This window comes from Spirochaeta lutea, assembly GCF_000758165.1.
Classification (GTDB): Bacteria; Spirochaetota; Spirochaetia; order DSM-27196; family Salinispiraceae; genus Spirochaeta_D; species Spirochaeta_D lutea.
In genome coordinates this window covers 179,612-199,192 of the sequence record NZ_JNUP01000072.1, presented here as the reverse complement: position 1 = coordinate 199,192, position 19,581 = coordinate 179,612, and the positions used below count along the sequence as shown (strand labels likewise).

The 19,581-nt window shown below is 55.0% G+C and carries 16 protein-coding genes; 12 read left to right on the top strand and 4 right to left on the bottom strand.

Annotated elements, in window-relative coordinates:
• Positions 1-7 precede the first annotated feature (7 nt).
• A complete protein-coding gene (locus DC28_RS14525; RefSeq protein ID WP_037550279.1) occupies positions 8-466 on the bottom strand; it encodes a GNAT family N-acetyltransferase in 459 nt (152 codons plus the stop codon).
• Positions 463-969 (bottom strand): MarR family winged helix-turn-helix transcriptional regulator, encoded by a 507-nt coding sequence (locus tag DC28_RS14520; RefSeq protein ID WP_037550276.1) that lies wholly within the window; start codon positions 967-969, stop codon positions 463-465. The genes DC28_RS14525 and DC28_RS14520 overlap by 4 nt, the downstream gene beginning before the upstream one ends.
• A gap of 427 nt (positions 970-1,396) precedes the next feature.
• Here DC28_RS14520 and DC28_RS14515 point away from each other — a divergent pair, with 427 nt between their 5' ends.
• The 6 genes from DC28_RS14515 to DC28_RS14490 all read left to right on the top strand — a co-directional run bounded on the left by DC28_RS14515 (position 1,397) and on the right by DC28_RS14490 (position 10,335).
• A complete protein-coding gene (locus DC28_RS14515) occupies positions 1,397-2,602 on the top strand; it encodes a quaternary amine ABC transporter ATP-binding protein (protein WP_037550273.1) in 1,206 nt (401 codons plus the stop codon).
• Positions 2,595-3,446, top strand: coding sequence for an ABC transporter permease (locus DC28_RS14510; protein WP_037550270.1), 852 nt, complete (start codon positions 2,595-2,597; stop codon positions 3,444-3,446). Before DC28_RS14515 ends, DC28_RS14510 begins: the two co-directional genes overlap by 8 nt.
• A gap of 20 nt (positions 3,447-3,466) precedes the next feature.
• The gene (locus DC28_RS14505) at positions 3,467-4,387 is read left to right on the top strand and encodes a glycine betaine ABC transporter substrate-binding protein (RefSeq protein ID WP_037550268.1); all 921 of its coding nucleotides are present in this window, start codon (positions 3,467-3,469) and stop codon (positions 4,385-4,387) included.
• 174 nt (positions 4,388-4,561) lie between these two features.
• A complete protein-coding gene (locus DC28_RS14500; protein WP_037550265.1) occupies positions 4,562-7,789 on the top strand; it encodes a T9SS type B sorting domain-containing protein in 3,228 nt (1,075 codons plus the stop codon).
• A gap of 250 nt (positions 7,790-8,039) precedes the next feature.
• On the top strand, positions 8,040-8,636 hold the full coding sequence (locus tag DC28_RS14495; protein ID WP_052078951.1) for a DJ-1 family glyoxalase III: 597 nt from the start codon (positions 8,040-8,042) through the stop codon (positions 8,634-8,636).
• Positions 8,637-8,751: 115 nt separating this feature from the next.
• A complete protein-coding gene (locus DC28_RS14490; protein ID WP_037550262.1) occupies positions 8,752-10,335 on the top strand; it encodes a hypothetical protein in 1,584 nt (527 codons plus the stop codon).
• A 67-nt stretch (positions 10,336-10,402) separates the two neighbouring features.
• On the opposite strand, the gene mgtE is transcribed toward DC28_RS14490, so the two are convergent.
• Positions 10,403-11,749 (bottom strand): magnesium transporter, encoded by a 1,347-nt coding sequence (gene mgtE, locus DC28_RS14485; RefSeq protein ID WP_037550258.1) that lies wholly within the window; start codon positions 11,747-11,749, stop codon positions 10,403-10,405.
• Positions 11,733-12,662 carry a UDP-N-acetylmuramate dehydrogenase gene (gene murB, locus DC28_RS14480; RefSeq protein WP_037550544.1) on the bottom strand — a complete coding sequence of 310 codons (930 nt, stop codon included), beginning with the start codon at positions 12,660-12,662 and terminating at the stop codon, positions 11,733-11,735. The genes mgtE and murB overlap by 17 nt, the downstream gene beginning before the upstream one ends.
• 259 nt (positions 12,663-12,921) lie before the next feature.
• Between murB and cysS the strand changes: the two genes are divergently transcribed.
• From cysS to glyA, 6 genes are all read left to right on the top strand, one after another.
• The gene (gene cysS, locus DC28_RS14475) at positions 12,922-14,382 is read left to right on the top strand and encodes a cysteine--tRNA ligase (RefSeq protein ID WP_037550255.1); all 1,461 of its coding nucleotides are present in this window, start codon (positions 12,922-12,924) and stop codon (positions 14,380-14,382) included.
• 24 nt (positions 14,383-14,406) lie between these two features.
• Entirely contained in the window at positions 14,407-14,937 is a 531-nt protein-coding gene (locus tag DC28_RS14470) for an RNA polymerase sigma factor (RefSeq protein WP_037550252.1), read from the top strand.
• Positions 14,927-15,814 carry a hypothetical protein gene (locus DC28_RS14465; RefSeq protein ID WP_037550249.1) on the top strand — a complete coding sequence of 296 codons (888 nt, stop codon included), beginning with the start codon at positions 14,927-14,929 and terminating at the stop codon, positions 15,812-15,814. Before DC28_RS14470 ends, DC28_RS14465 begins: the two co-directional genes overlap by 11 nt.
• Positions 15,807-16,445, top strand: a complete 639-nt coding sequence (locus DC28_RS14460) for a hypothetical protein (protein ID WP_037550246.1) — start codon at positions 15,807-15,809, stop codon at positions 16,443-16,445. Before DC28_RS14465 ends, DC28_RS14460 begins: the two co-directional genes overlap by 8 nt.
• On the top strand, positions 16,442-18,160 hold the full coding sequence (locus DC28_RS14455; protein ID WP_037550244.1) for a transglutaminase domain-containing protein: 1,719 nt from the start codon (positions 16,442-16,444) through the stop codon (positions 18,158-18,160). The genes DC28_RS14460 and DC28_RS14455 overlap by 4 nt, the downstream gene beginning before the upstream one ends.
• A 95-nt stretch (positions 18,161-18,255) precedes the next feature.
• Positions 18,256-19,548 (top strand): serine hydroxymethyltransferase, encoded by a 1,293-nt coding sequence (glyA, locus tag DC28_RS14450; protein ID WP_037550542.1) that lies wholly within the window; start codon positions 18,256-18,258, stop codon positions 19,546-19,548.
• The last annotated feature ends 33 nt before the right edge of the window (positions 19,549-19,581 follow it).

Sequence of the window (19,581 nt, the reverse complement as noted above, 5' to 3'; positions counted from 1 at the left end):
GGGAATCTTACCGGGGGAGCCGCATTTCGGCGTATTTTGAGGTAAAGCCCACGGCTTCATAGAGTTTTTTGGCCGGGTTGTCGTACTCAACGTGGAGGGAAATGTCACCCTTGGTCTCGGATATGGCGGTTTTCATAAGCTGCTTACCGATGCCCTGTTTTCGGAAGTTACGGTTTACCGCGATGTACACGAGAAAGTGGGGAGGCACGTACCCGTCCATGCCCGTTTCATTCATCACGACCAGACCTGCCAGCTCGCCGCCTTTGTGGGCGGCGATGAGAAATCCCTTCTCTCTATTGTTGGCCGACAGGGCGAACCGGATGGCATTCTCAATAGCGGCCGGGGTATCCCGGAACTCTTCCAGGTGATCGTGTAAAAACGCCACGGCCTGCTCTAGGGTAACCCCGCTGGTTGACAGGTTTTCCTTGGTTATAACCGTAATGTCTGCTGAGGCTTTGTCGCTCATTCTACTTGCTCCTTTTGTTCTTCGTTATGCTGGGATTGGGAATCTGCTGTTAATATGGGCTCGGCCTGGATTTCGTGGGCGTTCATCATCTTGGCGATGCGCTGAAGGCTTGAGAGAATCAGGCTCTGCTCCCATGTGTCCAACTGTTCAAATTGGTCAAGAAATTCATCCTGGATGAAGGATGGGCTAGCCTCCAGGAGGATCTGCGCCTTGGAGGTCAGGGTAAGAAAGACCCGGCGTTTGTCCTCGGACGACCGATTGCGTACCACTAGATCCTTTTTTTCCAACCGGTCGATGATGCTGGTAACGGTGGCCTGGGCCAGGTTCACCGCTTTGGCCAGGTCGCCGGTGGCGATTTCACCGCTGCGCTTGATCTCGTTCAGCAGCAGCAGCTGCGGACCGGTCAGTCCTATGGTCTTTTTCAGGTGTTGAGAATGTATGTCGACTGCGCGGATTATCTGACGCAGGGTTTTAACCACCAATAAACTCACCGTTCTATCCATGTATCCCTCGGTTCACTGTGATGCCCGGGGACGGTTATTCCTCAACCCCGGGTGGTTCTATGCCCGTACTAAGCATATACCCGGGGATTTTCTTGGTCAATTCCTTCGTATTATAAGTATTAGAGTGCTAAAGTTTCGTACACTAAGCAAATAGTAGCAAAGTTGGTTGGTTTTGTAAAGGGTCTGCATTAATATGCATAGATTACGAAGCAACACATCTGATGCCAACCCCATTCAAATCACCATAAAAACCTATAAAGTAAGAAATTATTGATGTATTACGGTGATTTGAATGCTATATCCCATAAAAATTACTTAGTATACGAATAAATACTTGACAGAAACATATCCTTTTTACTATGCTTTATCAAGACTTAAAAAAATAGTGTACTAACTAATACTTGCAGATCAAAATAAAGGAAACCCAATGGAAGAGCGGAAAGTTAAGATTCGGGTTGAGGGCGTGTATAAGATATTCGGCCGCCATCCCGAAAAAGCCCGGGAGCTCATTAAGCAGGGTGTGTCCAAGGACGACATTCTGGAGAAGACCGGGCAGGCTGTCGGAGTTGCCGATGCCAGCTTCGATGTGTATGAGGGAGAGACCCTGGTTATCATGGGCCTCTCCGGTAGCGGTAAATCCACCCTGGTGCGCTGTATTAACCGGCTTATTGAGCCCACCTACGGAACGGTTACTATCGACGGTGTTGATATTACAAAGATGAATGAAGAGGAGCTCAGAGAGGTTCGCCGGAAAAAGTTCGGCATGGTCTTTCAGAGTTTTGCCTTATTTCCCCACCGGACAGTCATTGAGAATGCGGAATTCGGATTGGAGATTCAGGGCGTACCCCTGGAGGAGCGGCGGCCCAAGGCCCAGGCCGCTCTGGAACAGGTTGGTCTTGGCGGCTGGGAGGAATACTACCCCGAGAATCTTTCCGGGGGAATGAAGCAGCGGGTAGGTTTGGCCCGGGCCATGGCCATCGAACCCGATGTGTTGTTGATGGATGAGGCCTTCAGCGCCCTGGACCCCTTGATTCGAGCGGACATGCAGGACGAGCTGCTGTCCCTGGAGAGCCAGGTACACAAAACCATCCTGTTTATTACCCACGATTTAGATGAGGCCCTGAAAATGGGGGACCGGATTGTACTGATGAAGGACGGCCGGGTAGTTCAGATCGGAACACCCGAAGAGATCCTCTCCAATCCCGCGAATGCCTATGTGGCGAAGTTTGTAGAGAACGTGGACCGCTCCAAGGTGCTTACCGCCGAGGATGTCATGGTTAAGGCCCGGCCGGTGGCCTTCGTAAAAGACGGCCCCCGGGTTGCCCTGAAGGCTATGACCGAGGCCGGACACTCGGGTATCTACATTGTGCGGCAGAACTACGAGTTGGTGGGGTACATGAGCGCCGAGCAGGCTGCCGAGGCAGTTAAGCGGGGTGACAGCTGGCTTGATCATATTTTTACCCTTGATCAGGTCCCCACAACCCTACCGGATGTTCCGGTTAGGGATCTATTCGGGCCGCTCTCGGATAAAAGCTGGCCTGTGGCTGTGGTGAACGAGAAGAATATCCTGAAAGGGGTAATCGTACGGGGTTCGGTATTCGCCGCCCTTTCAGAAGGAGGAAGCGATGAATAATATAATTCCCCAAATACCCCTGGCTGAATGGGTGGATAGCCTGCTCAAATGGATGACCACCACCTTTTCATGGCTGACCCGGGCGTTTTCTGCGGTGGTAGGCACCGGTATCGACTGGATCAGCGAGGCGCTGCTCTTTATTCCCCCGATTATCCTGATTCTAGCCATCGGCGGGCTAGCCTGGTTCATTTCTACCCGGAAAATCGCCATCGGATCGGTTATCGGTCTGTTGTTTATCTGGAATCTGGGGCTTTGGGAGCCTACGGTGTCAACCATCACCCTGGTTCTGCTGTCCACGGGCATTGCTGTTCTCGTGGGGGTTCCCCTGGGAATTGTAGCGGCCCTGAACGAGACCTTCTTTAAGATTGTAAAGCCCATCCTGGACTTTATGCAGACCATGCCGGCCTTCGTCTACCTAATTCCCGCTATTCCGTTTTTCGGCCTCGGGGGAGTGTCGGCGATCTTCGCCACGGTTATCTTCTCTATTCCCCCGGCTATCAGGCTGACGGCCCTGGGAATCAAGCAGATTGATAAGGAGTTAATCGAGGCCTGTGTGAGCTTCGGTACCACCACCCGCCAGAAGCTCTTCAAGGTGCAGATGCCTTTGGCCATGCCCACCATTATGGCGGGGGTGAACCAGACCATCATGCTCTCTCTGTCCATGACTGTTATTGCATCCATGATTGGTGCCGGCGGTTTGGGCGGCGAGGTATGGCGGGCAATCCAGCGATTGCGCCCCGGCCAAGGGTTTGCAGCCGGATTGGGTGTTGTAATAGTAGCAATAATCTTGGACCGGATTACCCAACATATCGGTGATCCCGGAGCCAAGTCGAAAAAGAAATAACTATTCTGTAGGAGGAATGTATGAAAAAGGTACTTGGAGTACTTATGGTGATACTACTGGCCGGTGTGCTGGCGGTATCCTGCGGCGGAGGCGATGAGCCGGAGCAGGCTCAGCAATCCCAGCAATCTGAGCCCGAAGAGAAGGGTGAGGTTGATCTGGTCTACGTTGAATGGGCTCGTGAGGTAGCAATTACCCATGTTGCCGGTGAGATCCTGTCCCGCCTGGGATACGATGTGGATATTACTTCCGTAGCAAACGCCGCTATGTGGGCTGCTGTGGCCTCTGGAGATGCGGATGCACACCTTTCAGCCTGGCTGCCCGCAACCCACGGTATGTACTACGGTCCCGAGGGTGAATACACCGATCAGGTTGAAGACCTGGGTGTAACCTATGAGGATGCCAAGCTCGGTCTTGTGGTACCCACCTATGTCGAGTTTGATTCTATTGCCGAGGCAGCAGCAAATGCCGATGCCTTTGACGGCCAGATTATCGGAATTGACCCCGGTGCCGGCATGATGCAGCAAACCGAGAATGCCATTGAAAATAATATCAGCGGGATGGGCGCCTTTGAGCTTGTTGAAGGCAGCGGAGCAACCATGGCAGCCGCCCTGGGCAACGCCATCGACAACGAAGAGTACATTGTCGTAACCGGCTGGGCTCCCCACTGGAAGTTCGGACGCTGGGACCTGAAGATTCTTGACGATCCGGATAAGGTGTACGGCGAGGCTGAAACCATCCATAACATCGGCCGGCTGGGTCTTGCCGAGGATATGCCCGAGGTTCATAAGTTCCTGAGCGAGTTTGACTGGCTCCAGGTTGATCTGGGTTCGGTGCTGGTGGCAAACCAGGACGGAGCTGATCCCCGGGACAGCGCAAAAGAATTCGTCGATGCAAATATCGATCTGATCAACAGTGCTATGCCTGCTGGAATGAGTCTCTAAACCACAGGAGCAAATTAAAGAACATCGATAAATTCTTTAAGAATAAGGGATCCCGGTATTCACTGGGGTCCCTTTTTTATGGTGGATAGCGTTACACCATGATGATATAGTAGTTCTATATACAGATACTATGCAGATGAATCCGACGCAGTGATCCTGAAAGGATGGTTTTAGATGAACAAGGCAGCAAAAACCCTAGGGGCGGTATGGGCCGCACTGTTAATGGTGGCTGGCGGGGTGGTATTTGCCGGGGGCGGAGCTGAACCCCAGCCCGAAATTACCTTTCGGAAGGCTCCCACCTACATTTCTCCGGGAAGCCAGGATAACGGGGTTCTGACTCTCGAAATCTCACCCGATTCAGTCAAGAACACCGAATTCGCCCGGGTATTCGAACTAAAAATCTATAACAAAAATGGAGAGGTGGTGCACGCCGTAACCGCAGAAGTGCAGGATACCCGCTCCCTCCTTGCAAGAACCTTCGGCGTCGGAAACAAACCGATTCTGAATATCCCCGACAGCCTCGTTTGGGACGGCAGCAGCAACGGAAGCACCGTTCCCGATGATGTGTATTTTTATCAGTTGACCCTGGCCAATAAGCAGGGGTTGAAGTCTTCTACCGCTCCCCTTCAGGTGGTGGTGGATACCGTTCCACCGGAAATAACCTCGGTACGGCCTTCAGCCAGCATCTTTAGTCCCAATGATGACGGTGTGCGGGATACTATCTCCTTCCGGCACCGCACAGATGCGGCGGCATCTTGGGTCTATGAGATTCTGAATGATGCAGGCCGGGTTGTGTGGACCGATCAAACAGCGGCTCCTGAGGATCCGACGGCACCCGGGGTATTGGCGGTAGAAACCGTTGAATGGGACGGGAAGGCTAACCAGGGCGGGTCCGCCCTTCAGGCTGACGGTACCTATACCTACCGGCTTACCGGAGTGGACCGGGCCGGGAATACCGCGGTTCAGGAAGTGGTATTTCAGCTCAGTACCGATGAATCGGCGATCCGGGTAACCCTTCCCGAAGACGTAAGTCCGCATTTCTCCGCAGCCGCTGACGGGGAGCTCCCTCTCTCCCTCACTATCTCGGATACCGACGGCATGGAATCGTGGAAGGTTGAAATTAAGGATGAAGACGGCATTGTTGTCCGCCGTTATACAGGCACCGGAGAGGTACCGGCTTCCCTGGTGTTCCGGGGCATGGGGAATCCCGGCCGGCCGGAGCTGGAGAATGTAGAACTGCCGGACGGGCATTACACTGCTGAGTTTTCCGCAACCTACGAGAACGGTACGGTGCCGATTTCTGAGCCCCTGGATATTTATTTAGACAACACCCCCCCCGAGGCTGGTATAAGCTTGGCAACCCAGCCTGAGGCTACTCCCCGGGGACTTCCCCTGGTGTTTGGGGGTGATTCCAAGCCCCGTCTTCAAATTCAGGCGAATTATGAAAGCGGTGAGGATTGGGAGCTCGTAGTCGAGCATGAGTCAGGACAGAGCTTCAGCCTCAGCCTGGAGGCTCTTAATGAGGCCGGGTTTGAGTTCCCCCTTGCTTGGGATGGAACCGTCCCCGGTTCCCTTGCCGGCGCCCTTGGCGGGCAAACCGGCCGGTCCCTCCAGGCCATGGATGGGCTGTATCAAATCAGCCTGGTAGCCACCGATGAAGCGGGAAACCGCGGCAGCAGTAACAGCGCGCGGTTCATCAAGGATACCACTGACCGGTCAGCTAACCGGGTACGGTTGAGTCAGACGGCCCTCTCTCCTGGGGGCGATAAGGGATACGAGGTTGTCCGGATTACCCCCGAGCTGAGTTCGGCTAGGTACGTGGAGTACTTTGTACTCTCCATTAACGGCGAGGACGGTAGGCCTGTCTTTAGCCGGTCGGTGACCGAAGCCCTCCAGTATGTGGAGTGGCCGGGAATCCGGAACAACGGCATCCCTGCACCGGACGGTCGGTACAGTGTAGAGGTAACCATTAAGTACCTGAACGGCGATACCTCCCGATTCAGCGCCAATGAAAAGATCGTTCTCAACAGAACGAGGCCCCAGGTAACGGCTACCATAAACCAGCGAGTTTTCACCCCCAACGGCGATGGCGAGGACGATATCCTGACAATTCAGCAGACCTCCTCCCAGGAAGATGTTTGGTACGGTGAGGTAATGAATGCCGATGACCAGGTGGTGCGCAGCTTCGAGTGGGATGGCCAGGTGGAAGATCTCGTTTGGGACGGAACGGATGATCAGGGAGAGGTGTTGCCCGATGGTATGTACTCGTATGTAGTCTATGCCACCAACGAGGTCGGAAATGTGGGATCTGCAAAACTCATTAATCTGAAGATCGATAACCTGTCGGCGACCATCAGCATCGAGCCGGACCTGGATGTATTCAGTCCTAACGGCGACGGCTTCCGAGATACGGTCACCCTCACGCCCACCGTGGCGGACCGTGGTCAGCTCCGGGGATGGGAAGTAGAGTTGATTAACGAGACCGGCAGGATCCGCCGGTTGATTCAGGGCGGTTCGAATCTCCCCGAAACCATTGTCTGGGATGGGGTGAACGACGCCGGTACCGTGGAGGACGGAACCTATCAAGCCTCCTTCAGAGTGGAATACTCAAATGGAACCGCAACGGAAAAGGTCAGCCAGCAGAGCATTATTCTGGTTAAGACTCCGCCCAAGGGTGAGATTTCCGTTTCGCCTGAGCGCTTCAGTCCCGACGGGGACGGGGAGAACGATATCCTAACGCTTTCCCTGGACGCTACGGCAGCCGACCGGCCCATTGATAATTGGCGGGTAGAAATCCTTGATCCCATGGGAAATCTGTTCAGGCAGTGGTCGGGCCAGGGGGTACCTCCGGAAACCCTTTCTTGGGACGGTACCAACGGTAGTGGAGAGCTCGTTCAATCCGCAGTGGACTACATCGCCCAATTCCGTCTGGAGGATAATCTCAAGAACTTCCATGTATCCGGGGCGGTAATCACTGTCGATGTGCTTGTCCTGGACGAGGGCGACCGGTTACGGATTAATATTCCCAGCATTGTGTTTGCTCCGAATACCGCAGATCTCTTCGACGTGACCGGAGATATGCTAACCAGGAACCTGGATACCCTGCGGCGTCTTGCAGAAATCCTCAATAAATATCCGGATTATAAGATTGCCATTGAGGGACATGCCGTTCAGATCTACTGGAACGACTCGGTCCGCGGACCCGTGGAGCAGCGCGAGGTTCTGATTCCTCTCTCCCGCAACCGCGCCTCTGAGGTACGTCAGGCATTGACCATTCTTGGGGTAGATTGGAATCGAATGACACCCCGGGGAATCGGGGGAGCCCGGCCGGTGGTGCCCCATGGTGATACCGAGAACCGCTGGAAGAACCGGCGTGTAGAGTTCATCCTTGAGCGGAACTAGGCCGCCAAGGGGCTCTTGGACCTCTCGGACCGGTAACACCGATATGAGAGGTAAGAGATAGACGGATGAGGCGGTGGTATGACCCCCAGGGGGTCTGCTGCCGCCTTTTATTTTCATAATGCGTACACCCTTCAGCGGAACGCGGGATGATGGGGCATTATTCCGGTTCGAACCCGGGCATTGTCCTGCTGAAACCGAACCGTGCTAGGGTGTACGTACTTGGATTCAAGCCGAGTCAGGAGGTGCATTGATGGATACGCAACAAAAAGGGGTCTGTATTTTGGTTGCTCCGGGATTTGAGGAGGTGGAAACGGTAACACCTATGGACTTTCTCCGCAGGGCGGGAGTACGGGTCAGGCTTGCCGGGATTGGTGATACATCGATTACCGGGAGCAGGCAGCTCACCGTTGTTACCGACTGCCTTGTTCAGGACTACCAGGGTATCCCCGATGCAGTGGTATTGCCCGGAGGAATGCCGGGAGCGGCCAATATCTATGAGTCTCCCCAGGGAAGGGATTTGGTGAAGCGGGTGCTTCAGGCCGGGGGAATCGTGGCTGCCATCTGTGCTGCCCCGGCGGTAGCCCTCGGCGGCTGGGGGCTCCTGGAGGGGGTTCGTTTTACCTGCTATCCGGGCCACGAAGAGGCGGTAAGCCAGGGAACCTGGGTTCAGGACCGGGTGGTCTGGGATAAACCATTCCTTACCAGCCGGGGACCGGGAACCGCCGCTGAATTTTCCCTCGCGCTTATTTCCCTCTTATCCGGCAAGAAGGCTGCGGAATCGGTGGCAAGGGCGACGTTACAGCCGGAAAGTACCCTTACCTGGCTTGAGGGCTTTTCGACGAAGTAAGGGCGGCTGCCTGGATGGCTGTAGATGATGAGTGGTAGTAGGTATTTTTCCCGGCCTTTGGTAGTCAGTCCGGATTTTTAGAAGTAAAACCGCTAGTTCTGACGGATATCAGGGTATGGAAACCTCTTCTGCCGTCAAGTCTTTGGTAATTACGGTCATCCTTCTCTTGTTTGGCATGCCCGGGGTATGGTGTCAACCTGAACATGTCGTATCGCCCGCGGACGAAATAACCGGGGGCGCGGATGCGCTGGAGCCCGGGAACCTTGGCAGACTGCAACGATGGGTGGTGTTGGAGGCCCTAGGGTTTACTGCCAAATCTCAGAACACTGGATTTTTTTGGGACGCCGCCCTCTCTCTGGGGGCTCGTGGTCCCGGGGTAGGATCCTCCCAGGGGGCTTGGAAGGCCTTCAATCGAGAACCGGCTGAACTCCGGGTCTATGTATTTCAGCCCCTGGAAACCGCTCAGTATCCCCGATTAGCAGACCTGCGGGTGTCCCTCCCGGGATTTTGGGCGGGGAACCTGAGCTGGGGGGCAGGAACTGCTCAGTTGAGAAGACCATGGAACCCGGGTCCTGCTGATTTTGCGGTGTTGTCCGGCGCCCCCCTGTCCCGAGCCACGGAATTCGCATCGCCGGGGAGCGGCAAGCCCGGGGTTGCCGGGGTAGGGGGAGAAGGCCGGTTCCTTTGGGCACTCCGTTTTGCCGATGATGAGCGTCCCCAATCGCTGCTGATTGGGCAGTGGGCATCCCGGGCTGATTTCCCCAGTGTTCTGGGGGTCTGGGGCGCCTTCGATGGTGGTGGTGAGCACCAGATGGTATTCGGCATCCGTGGTAGGGGGATGGCAGCGGCCCGGGGACGTCCGGTGGTTGGGGGGAGTTTTTGGGGTGCCCTGGGGGTTGGGTTTGAATCGAGCCCGGGTCTGCCCTGGGGCTGGGCTAGGCAGGAAGATCCCAGGGAGGCCATGGCTCCCCTGGTGACCCCCCGGTGGGAGGCTGGTGTGGGCCTTCATATTCCCTGGTATGCTCTCTACACAGAAAAGCCCCTCATCTGGACCGAGGGCTATGCCTCCCTGGGGAAGGAGTTTTCCAGCGGGTTGCTTTGTAATCTTCAGGTAGGTGCCGCCAGCCCTGGAGCAGGCAGAATAGGCCTGAGTGCCCGATGGAGGATAAGGCTCTGGCAGGGTGGGTTGGATGCCGGCCCGGGCTTCCTTGGAATCCATGAAGGGACTGCGGACGGATTTGCCGGTCCTGTTGGGCTGTCGGGTGCTATTGCCGCTGGACCGGCGGGGATATTCGAGGGGACCGGCCGGGTGTATGTTCAGGGGTTTGGTAGGGTGTTCGGGAAAATTTCTGCTGAGGCCGGGTGGAAAGCCCGGGATGAAGAGCTTCCTTCCCGGATATTCACCCTGGAATGTCTCGGGGGTATCCGAGATAGGGGAGAGCTTGCCCTCGGATTCCAGGGAATTGGCGACGATTTTCTCGGGGCGTTCACCGGTGTGGGGGGATTCATACGCGGCACTGCCAGGTTTAGGGTGGACCCTGTATGGCGGCTGAAGATGGAAGCCCGGGTGGAGACAGGTGATCTCCTGTCTCCAGAAATTCTTCAGGGGGCGGGAGTCTCGCTGGTGCTGCATCCAGGGTTTCAGGAGCAGCTGGAGTTCTCCCTATCCTGGCGACTGGAACGGATTTCTCAAAAGTAGGATGTTTCGGGGGGCGGTACAGGTTAGCAATGCCGTGGAGTCACCTTAAAACCCGAATACCAGGGAATTAGAGGCTGAGCAGTTCTTTGGCAACGGTGGAGTATATGGTTATTCCGGTAAGGTCTATGAAGGTGGACATGAGGGGGCCGGCGATTACCGTGGGGTCGCCTCCTAGGCGGTGTATTACCAGGGGAGCCAGAGCACCCAGTAGTGAGGAGAACAGCACCACGAATACCAGACTGATCCCGACGACCATGGCCTGGTATACCTCCAGACCCGGGGGCAGAAAGACGCTTCGGAGCAGAATGACCAGTCCCAGGAGAACCCCCATAAGGAGACCGACCAGCAGCTCCTTCAACATAACCCGCCCGATATCCCGGAAGTTCAGGTCGCCCATGGCTAATCCGCGGATGATCAGGGTGGAACTCTGGGTCCCGGAGTTACCCCCCGTCTGGGTGATGACCGGGATGAAGAGGGTCAGGAAGTAGGCCGAAGCGAAGATGCTACCGAAGGCATCGAGTACGTTGGTGGTAACGGTACCCAGGACCAGGAGGATGATGAGCCAGGGAATCCGCTTCTTGATCATTCCCCAAACCGAGGTTTCTAAATAGATGTCCGCAGATCCCTCCATGGCACCCATCCGGTAGATGTCTTCGGTCTGTTCCTCCCGGATTACATCGATGACATCATCGAAGGTGACGATGCCCAGGAGTCGGTTGTAGCGGTCCACGACAGGGAGGGCCAGGAAATCATAATCCTCCAAGGTCTTAGCAACCTCCTCCTGGTCGGTATCTTCACGGACGGATACAACGTTCTGGACCATTTTATCCCCGATGCGGTCGTTGTCGTTGGAGAATAGGATTTCCCGCAGGGAGATAACACCCTGAAGTCGTTTCAGGGGATCCACAACGTAGACATAGTAGATGGTCTCAATATCCTCTACGCCCCGGCGGATGAACTGGATGGCCTGGGCAACCGTGATATTCGATCGCAGGGCTACGTACCTGGGGGTCATGAGTCCGGCTGCATCGTCTTCATCAAATTTAAGGAGGAATCTGGTTTCCTGTTTAGCCTCATCGGAGAGGGAGTTCCAGACTGATTCACGGACCTCGGGACTGATGGCCTGGATAATGTCTGCCAAATCGTCGGGTTCCAGGCGCATGAGAATCTCTTTGGTACTGTCCCGGTTAATAGATAGAAGCAGCCATTCCTGATCCCCCTCGGGCAGGTGGGTAAGAAATTCAACCTTGCGTTTTTCCGAGAGCAGCAGGAAGAACTCCGAGGCCTCTTCGTCATTCATGTCGTGCCAGAGCTCCAAGAGTTCGGTGTTGGACAGTTCATTCAGTACCTGGGAAATATCATCCTGGTCCATCAGGTGCAGGTACTCCTTCAGTTTTTCACGAAGATTGCTCATGCTCCCAGTCTCCCACGAAGAGAACCTCAGGTTCCAGGGTGATGCCCAGACCGTCCTGCACCCGCTGCTGCACCTGGGTTATCAATGCTCGGATGTCAGAGGCCAGGGCGCCGCCTCTGTTGATGATAATATTTGCATGACCGGGACTCACCTGAGCTCCCCGGTAGGCGAGCCCCCGCAGGCCCAGACTGTCGATGAGTTTACCCGAGGGCGCGCCGAAGTCGCGGTTGTTTTTAAAAATACTGCCGGCGCAGGGCGCATCAAAATGCCCCTTACTCCGGCGGTCCGCCTCGTACCCCCTCATACGGTTCCACAGAACCCTGGAATCCTCCCGGTGAAGATTGAACTCTCCTTGGAGGATAACATTCGAGTTTTTCATAAAGGGAGTGTCCTTGTAGCGGAACTCCTCCCTGGAGGGGACCATGGTACGGATGGTACCCTGGGGATCCAAATAGGTTACCCGGGTAAGGATATCGGCAATCTCAGAGCCGTAACACCGGGCGTTCATCCAGATGGCCCCGCCCACACTGCCGGGCATGGCGTAAATAAAATCAAAGCCGGATAGGCCTTGGTCGGCGGCCCAGGCTGCAGCCTTGCTCACCGGTATGCCCGCCTGGGCAAAGAGGGTAGTCCCCTGGCGGCGGATCTCCGACAGGGATTCCATATGGATTACTAAACCGGAGATGCCCGCATCGGATACCAGGATATTAGCTCCGCCGCCGAGAATGAACCAGGGGATTCGGTGCTCCTCTGCACATTCTACTAAGCGTTTTACATCCGCAATTGATCTGGGTTGGGCGAAGACCTCGGCCGGGCCGCCCACCTGAAAGGTGGTATAGTTGCTGAGGGGTTCCCCAAAGGCGATTTTGCCCTCAATATTGATTTTTTCAAAGAGATCACGTACCCTGTTCACACCCTGCAGTATATCGACCAAACTATCCTATGTTAAGCAGAATATTGGAGGTATATCGGCTTGAGCCGATGGAAAAGACTGGTACAATGGGCGTCATCAAAACCTGGGGTTCTCGGGCATTTTGTCCTAGCAGTTTGGGCAGTCAGAACCCGCTTGGGGGTAGGAACCGATCTGTTCCCGTCCCTGAACCGACGCCGAACCGGGGGTGCGGTTGAGCCCCGGGGTGACTAGTCTGGTAACCGGAGAAAAGGGGTATTGCGTGACACTATCGCTCTATAATTCAATGGGCCGCCGGGTTGAAGAATTTAAACCCATCCACGATTCCGAGGTCCGTTTATACGCCTGCGGCCCCACAGTCTATAACTACGCACATATTGGAAACCTCCGAACATTCCTGTTTGAGGATCTGTTAGTCCGAGCCCTGACCTACCTGGGATACAGGGTAACCCATGTAATGAACATCACCGATGTAGGGCACCTGACCGACGACGGCGACGATGGTGAGGATAAAATGATGAAGACTGCCAGGGAGCGGAAGCTGAGCCCCTGGGAGATAGCAGAGTTTTATACCAAGGCCTTTTTTGAGGACACCGAAAAGCTGAATATCCAGAAGCCTAGCATTGTCTGCCGGGCAACGGAACACATCCAGGATATGATAGCCCTGGTGAAGCAGCTGGAAGATCGGGGGTATACCTATCAGGCCGGGGGCAACGTGTATTTCGATATCAGTAAATTCCCCCGCTACGGCGAGCTTGCCAGCCTTGATCAGGAAAACCTCCAGGCCGGTGCACGGATCGAGGTAGACCAGAACAAGCGGAACCCCAGGGATTTTGTACTCTGGTTTACCAATTCAAAGTTCGAACACCAGGCCATGGTTTGGGACAGCCCCTGGGGACAGGGATATCCGGGTTGGCACCTGGAATGCTCCGCCATGAGCCGGAAGTACCTGGGAGATCAATTTGACATCCATTGCGGGGGAGTAGACCACGTTCCCGTCCACCATACCAATGAAATTGCGCAAACTGAGGCGGCAACGGGTAAATCCCCTTGGGTGCGGTATTGGCTTCATGCCGAATTTCTCCTCACCAAAGCCTTTAAAATGAGTAAATCCTCGGGTAATTTTCTTACCCTCTCCCGCCTGGAAGAAATGGGTTACACCCCCATGGACTACCGGTTTTTCTGCCTCGGGGCTCACTACCGGACCCAGTTGACCTTTACCGAGCAGGCTCTGCAAGCCGCTCAGTCCGCCCGCCGGAATCTCATGTCCCGGGTCGGTACCCTGCCCGACATGGACACAGCCCGCCGGCAGGAAGGTGTCTCCGGATTGTCCGAAAAGGCCCTGGAGTACCGCAGGCAATTTACCCAACACATAGCCGATGATCTGAATATGCCCCGGGGTTTGGCGGACGCCTGGGCTGTTGTGAAGGATAAGGAGCTCCAGCCCTGGGAGAAGCGCCTCCTCATCGCGGGGATGGATACTATCTTTGGGCTTGGCTTGGGTGATTTTACTGCCCCAGAGGAGGATCAGGTCTCCCAGGAGTCCCTTGACCCCGAGTTGGTCCGGCGTATTGAACTGAGGATTCAAGATCGAAACGAGGCTAGGAAGAACCGGAATTTTTCCCTAGCCGATTCCATACGGGATGAGCTCAAATCCGAAGGAATTATGCTCATTGATACACCCCAGGGAACAACCTGGACACCAGCTGAAGAAAAGCTGTAACGAATACCTGAGGCGTATTGTTTAATGAAGTGGACCAAGGAACAGGAAGATCTATTTTACCGCGTGTATACCGAGGTGTTTCCCATAATCGCCCGGGTAACCGCTAGGATAACCAACAGCCGCGAAGCTGCCGAAGAGGTTTGTCACGAGGCGATGATACGGTATTACCACCGGCTGGATCAGATTCCCGATGAGAACCAGGCGAAGTACTGGCTCATCCGGGTAAGCAAAAATCTGGCGCTGAATTACGTAAAGCGTAAGAAGCGTGAACGGAAGGCTTATGAACGGTTACTGAAGGAACCCGTCCGGGATCAGAAATCCGGGGAGGATCTAACTATCCGTAGCGAGACCCGGGAAGAGGTGCAACAGGCGCTGGAGAAGATTCCCGAGAAGTACCGGGTTGTATTGGTAATGAAGGAGTACGGTGATTTGAGCTACCGAGAGATTGGCGAGGTTCTTGGATTGAGCGAAGGAAATGTGAAGGTACGGGCCTTTCGCGGACGTGAAAAGCTTGCTGAGGTACTGAAGCGTGGAGGTAGTGGCTATGGGGCTTGATAGAGAATTATTGTCCGCCTATATCGACGGGGAAATACCCGAACCTTGGAAATCCCGGATAACCGCCAGGATCGAAAACGAGGCCGATACCAAACAGGCCTACGATGAACTCCTCTATGCCCATAGGGTGCTGAAGAACGATAGTACGAGGATTGAAGAGAATCTTGTGCCCCAGGGTGAAGAGGTACTATCAAAGATTTATGCGACCCTTGAATCCGGAGGGGCTAAGCCGGCCAAGACTTCTCCCTTTTCCGTAATTCGAAGGGGAGGCATTTTTTCATGGCGGATGAGCCTTCCCCTGCCGGCAGCTGCCGCCGCCGCTCTGGTGCTCATGTTCAGCCTTGGGTTTGGTCTGGCAAGTTTATCCCGGACCCCACGCATGGATAATCAGGTTGCCGACCTCTCGGCTGCCCAGGCCCAAGCCCAGGTTTCTCAGGTTCTGGATCAGGGCTTTCTCAATCCCGTTGCATCCCGAGGCTCCTCCGGATCAACCACCGGCTCCACCCCCCAGGGATTCTACTCCCGGACAAGCTTCGACGGTCTTCCCCTCTCGGTGGACCAGCTTATGGTGCTGCAACAGGCTCTAGACCAAATGAAAACCGGCCCTCAGGCAGCCTTGCCCGGGGTTACCATCACCGTTCAAGACCTGAGCCAACTGATTCAGATCCTACAGGGAACAGGTCGTATCCGAGAGATTACCATTGAGATGCCGGAACAGCGGAATCTTGAACTCATCGGCGAGCCGGCCTTGGTTACCTCTAGCGGTACACGGCAGGTCCCTCCTGGTCTGGATTTTTCCCCTTCCCCCGAAGCAGGCCAGACCCAAGGCCTGGAGAATTCAGGATTGATCATCCAAGGGAACAGCGCCAATGAGTAGAACTGACCGGGCCAGGGTTCCAATTGTTTCTCTCTTGATGCTCTGTTTTACTGCGGGAGTCTACGGACAAGATGTACAACCCCGGACGGATAGCCAGCTCGGTGATCCTCCCTCGGTTCAGTCTGTTCCCGAACACGCTCCGGATACGCCTAACCAGGGCGAGACGGTAACCCCAGGCCAGGATGCCATTCAGCAGGATCCCCAGGCCATTCTTGAAGCCCTTCGGGACGATGCACTGTTAGTAGATATTCAAGCCCAGGTGGAATCTGATGACGACCGGATTCTATGGAGCATGCAGTTCCGGGAGATTACGGTCTACGGGAAGGGCGTGCAGATCCGTATCAACGGGCTGAACCTGACTATTGAGGCGGAATTTACTCCCTTTACCCAGCAAAATGGCGATGTAGTTCTCCTGGCGAAGGGACAGACCTGGTTGCGGGATGAGGGGACGAAGGAGGTACAGTATCAATCTGCCTTTACTTCGGTGCCCATCGTGTTAGGGGATCCGGTGATTTTCTACCCCCTGGGGGTCGATTCACAGGAAGCCGGACTTGGAAAGGCAAACCTGGTCCTCCATATTCGTATCCAATCCCTCTCGGAATTTCTTGAAAAAAGCCAGGAAGGGCAATGAGACCTTCCTTTACAAAAATCCGGCTCTGGTTACTGCTTTCCGGCGGCGTGTTAGTTGTTCTGCTCGCTGTTCTCTGGTACCAGGCGTCCCGGCCGCCCTACCTCGATGGAGTCTACCCCCGTATTGCCTCTCCCGGTGAGGTGTTGGTTATCGAAGGAAGGCATTTCGGATCCAACAGGGGGAGCTCGCAGATTTTCATTGCCGGCACACGGGTAACCCAGAGCCGGATTATCGAGTGGACACCCCAGCGGATCAGCCTGAGGGTTCCGGATTCTGTGCAATCCGGGCTCATCACCCTGGAAACCAACCATGGCCAAAGTAACGGTCTGCTTTTTGCGAACCGGGCCCAGGTTCCCCGCAGGGCGGAGAGTCAAGCCCCAGGCTCCGGGGAGGGCTTGGAATCCAATTCAGATATACAATTGGAACCAGTCCTGTCCTCAGCCGCCCGAGGATACACCACCGGTGCCCTTGTTACAGTGAAGCATCCATCAATTCCTGATATCCAGGGAAACGGTGCAGTTTACCTCCCGGATAGCCAGGGGGAGAACGGAGCTGTTGTTCCTCAGTTCTGGATGCGGGGGAGTGTCGGGTTTTTTATTCCTACCTGGGCTCGTAGCGGGGATGTAACCCTGAAATTTCCCGGAAGGGAACCGGTTACCCTGACCGTCCCCATACTCATACAATCCGAGTTGCCCGCCGTTGAGGTTTCCCACCAGAACTGGATGATCCATTACGGATTAGAGACCCGGGTGACCCAGGGGCAACCCCAGGATAAACTCATTATCCGGGTGCCCCTCCCTCCCCAGCGACCTTACCAACGGATTCATGAAAAAACAGAAACCATCAGTGGTCTGGATGAGGGTTGGCGAGCCGTCCGACGGGTGGCAGAGCAGCCCGGTCAGGACTATGTCATCGCCCTAGGACCTGACGGGACAGGTGAACAGCCGATCGATCTGACTCTGGGGGTTCGGGGTACCAGCATCGGGTTGTCATATGAGATTGACCCTGGGCAGGTTTCCGGGAACTATCAGGGTTTTTTACCCGAGGTTGAAGGCTGGGACAGACTGGACCGGGTTCTCCATCCCCATGCAACGAGTACCCAGATTCAAGCCGCAGCATCGCGGATTGTGGGAAGGCAGTCGAATCCCTACCGCAAAGTACAGCTGGTGTTCGATTGGTTAGCCGGCCAGCTCGAACCCGGTCCGCCCGGGGGGGTGTACGGCCTCTCAAGCCGGTATACGGAGGTGTTGCTCGACCCCTCCGAGGCTTTGGAGGATGAACAGGTTGTAACCCCTGGCTCTTCCAGGGACTATGCCAGTCTCGGGGTGGATCTGCTCCGTGCAGGAGGAGTGCCGGCCCGGATGATCGACGGGTTTCTAGTGCTGCCCTACAATCATCTGGTACCCCATGCATGGATTGAGTACTTTTTGCCCGGGTTGGGCTGGATACCCGCAGATCCGGCTCTGATGGACGGAATGGTTAGCCAGCATCCCGGATTACCCAAGGATTCTGAGGACTTCTACCGAAGGGGGATTGATGCCTACCACATCCTCTTGGCTACCGAACCCAGGGGTTATATGGATTCCCTGGAGCACTCCGTGTTGACCAGTATTAAGCTGCCCGGTATTGCCCAGACACTTCCGGGAATCTTTTACACAACCCAGGGTGTCCGTTTGAGCCAGGCCCGCTGGAAAGTTCCCTACCTAACATTCTAGTAATTCATTCCCGGATGGCCGGGAGCTTTGTTGACATCTTATTTCCGATTCCGTATCCTGCAGCCATAAAATCCCCCGTAAGCAAGGAGCGACATGTGTCTATACTAGAAAAGGTAGATCCCGAACTGTATAAGGTAGTCCGTCTAGAGGAAAAACGGCAAATCGAGAAGCTGGAGATGATCGCATCGGAGAATTTTACCTCTCCAGGGGTACTTGAGGCCGCCGGTACAGTACTTACCGATAAGTATGCCGAGGGGTATCCTGGCAAACGGTACTACGGGGGATGTGAATATGTTGATATGGCGGAAGACCTTGCCAGAGACCGGGCGAAGCAGCTGTTCGGGGCAGACCATGTGAATGTCCAACCCCACTCAGGATCAAGCGCGAACATCGGTGTGTACAATACCGTCCTTGAGCCTGGTGATACCATCTTGGGTATGGACCTCGCTCACGGTGGACACCTCACCCATGGGGCCAGCGTGTCGGTATCCGGTACCCTGTACAATGCCGTACACTACGGTGTGGATAAAGAGACAGAAACCCTGAATTATGATGAGATTCTACGTCTTGCCCAGGAGCATAAGCCGAAATTAATAATTGCCGGTGCATCGGCGTATCCGCGTACCATAGATTTTGATCGATTCCGCGCCATTGCCGATGAGGTGGGGGCGTTGTTTATGACGGATATGGCCCATATTGCCGGTCTCGTAGCAGCGAAACTCCACCCGAACCCGGTACCGGTAAGCCATTTCACCACAACAACCACCCATAAGACCCTTCGTGGCCCCCGGGGCGGAATGATCCTCATCGGTAAGGATGGGGAGAATACCATCGGCAAGGTGGCAGCAAAATCCGGCAGGACCAAGCTGTGGAGCGAGTTGCTGGATTCTTCCATTATGCCTGGGATCCAGGGGGGACCGTTGATGCATATTATCGCCGCCAAAGCTGTGGCATTTAAAGAAGCCCTAGAACCCTCCTTCGTGGATTACCAGAAACAAATCGTCAAGAACGCCAAGGTCTTGGCTGATTACTTTACCTCCAAGGGGCTGCGTCTCATCTCCGGAGGAACGGATAACCATCTGATGCTTATGGATGTGACCAGCCTGGGGATTACCGGAAAAGAGGCGGAACAGATGCTGGATAAGGCCAACATTACGGTGAACAAGAATGCCATTCCCTACGATACCAAGAGCCCCTTCGTTACCAGCGGTATCCGGATCGGGACCCCGGCCCTCACGACCCGGGGACTGAAGGAGGATGATATGCGTACGGTGGGTGAGTTCATCTACACCGTTTTGTCCAGCAAGGGTGATGATGCTACCGTTGCTTCCGTTGCCCATGCAGTATCCCAGTTCAGTGCAAAATTCCCAAGAACTTCACAACAATAGGTAGCAAAACCTTGGAGATGTGGTATGCTGGAA

Coding starts and splice junctions, on each gene's coding strand:
- DC28_RS14455 (WP_037550244.1), top strand. CDS start 16,442: ATGAGACCTTCCTTTACAAAAATCCGGCTCTGGTTACTGCTTTCCGGC.
- DC28_RS14515 (WP_037550273.1), top strand. CDS start 1,397: ATGGAAGAGCGGAAAGTTAAGATTCGGGTTGAGGGCGTGTATAAGATA.
- DC28_RS14510 (WP_037550270.1), top strand. CDS start 2,595: ATGAATAATATAATTCCCCAAATACCCCTGGCTGAATGGGTGGATAGC.
- DC28_RS14460 (WP_037550246.1), top strand. CDS start 15,807: ATGAGTAGAACTGACCGGGCCAGGGTTCCAATTGTTTCTCTCTTGATG.
- DC28_RS14495 (WP_052078951.1), top strand. CDS start 8,040: ATGGATACGCAACAAAAAGGGGTCTGTATTTTGGTTGCTCCGGGATTT.
- DC28_RS14500 (WP_037550265.1), top strand. CDS start 4,562: ATGAACAAGGCAGCAAAAACCCTAGGGGCGGTATGGGCCGCACTGTTA.
- DC28_RS14465 (WP_037550249.1), top strand. CDS start 14,927: ATGGGGCTTGATAGAGAATTATTGTCCGCCTATATCGACGGGGAAATA.
- DC28_RS14520 (WP_037550276.1), bottom strand. CDS start 969: ATGGATAGAACGGTGAGTTTATTGGTGGTTAAAACCCTGCGTCAGATA.
- mgtE (WP_037550258.1), bottom strand. CDS start 11,749: ATGAGCAATCTTCGTGAAAAACTGAAGGAGTACCTGCACCTGATGGAC.
- DC28_RS14505 (WP_037550268.1), top strand. CDS start 3,467: ATGAAAAAGGTACTTGGAGTACTTATGGTGATACTACTGGCCGGTGTG.
- DC28_RS14525 (WP_037550279.1), bottom strand. CDS start 466: ATGAGCGACAAAGCCTCAGCAGACATTACGGTTATAACCAAGGAAAAC.
- DC28_RS14490 (WP_037550262.1), top strand. CDS start 8,752: ATGGAAACCTCTTCTGCCGTCAAGTCTTTGGTAATTACGGTCATCCTT.
- DC28_RS14470 (WP_037550252.1), top strand. CDS start 14,407: ATGAAGTGGACCAAGGAACAGGAAGATCTATTTTACCGCGTGTATACC.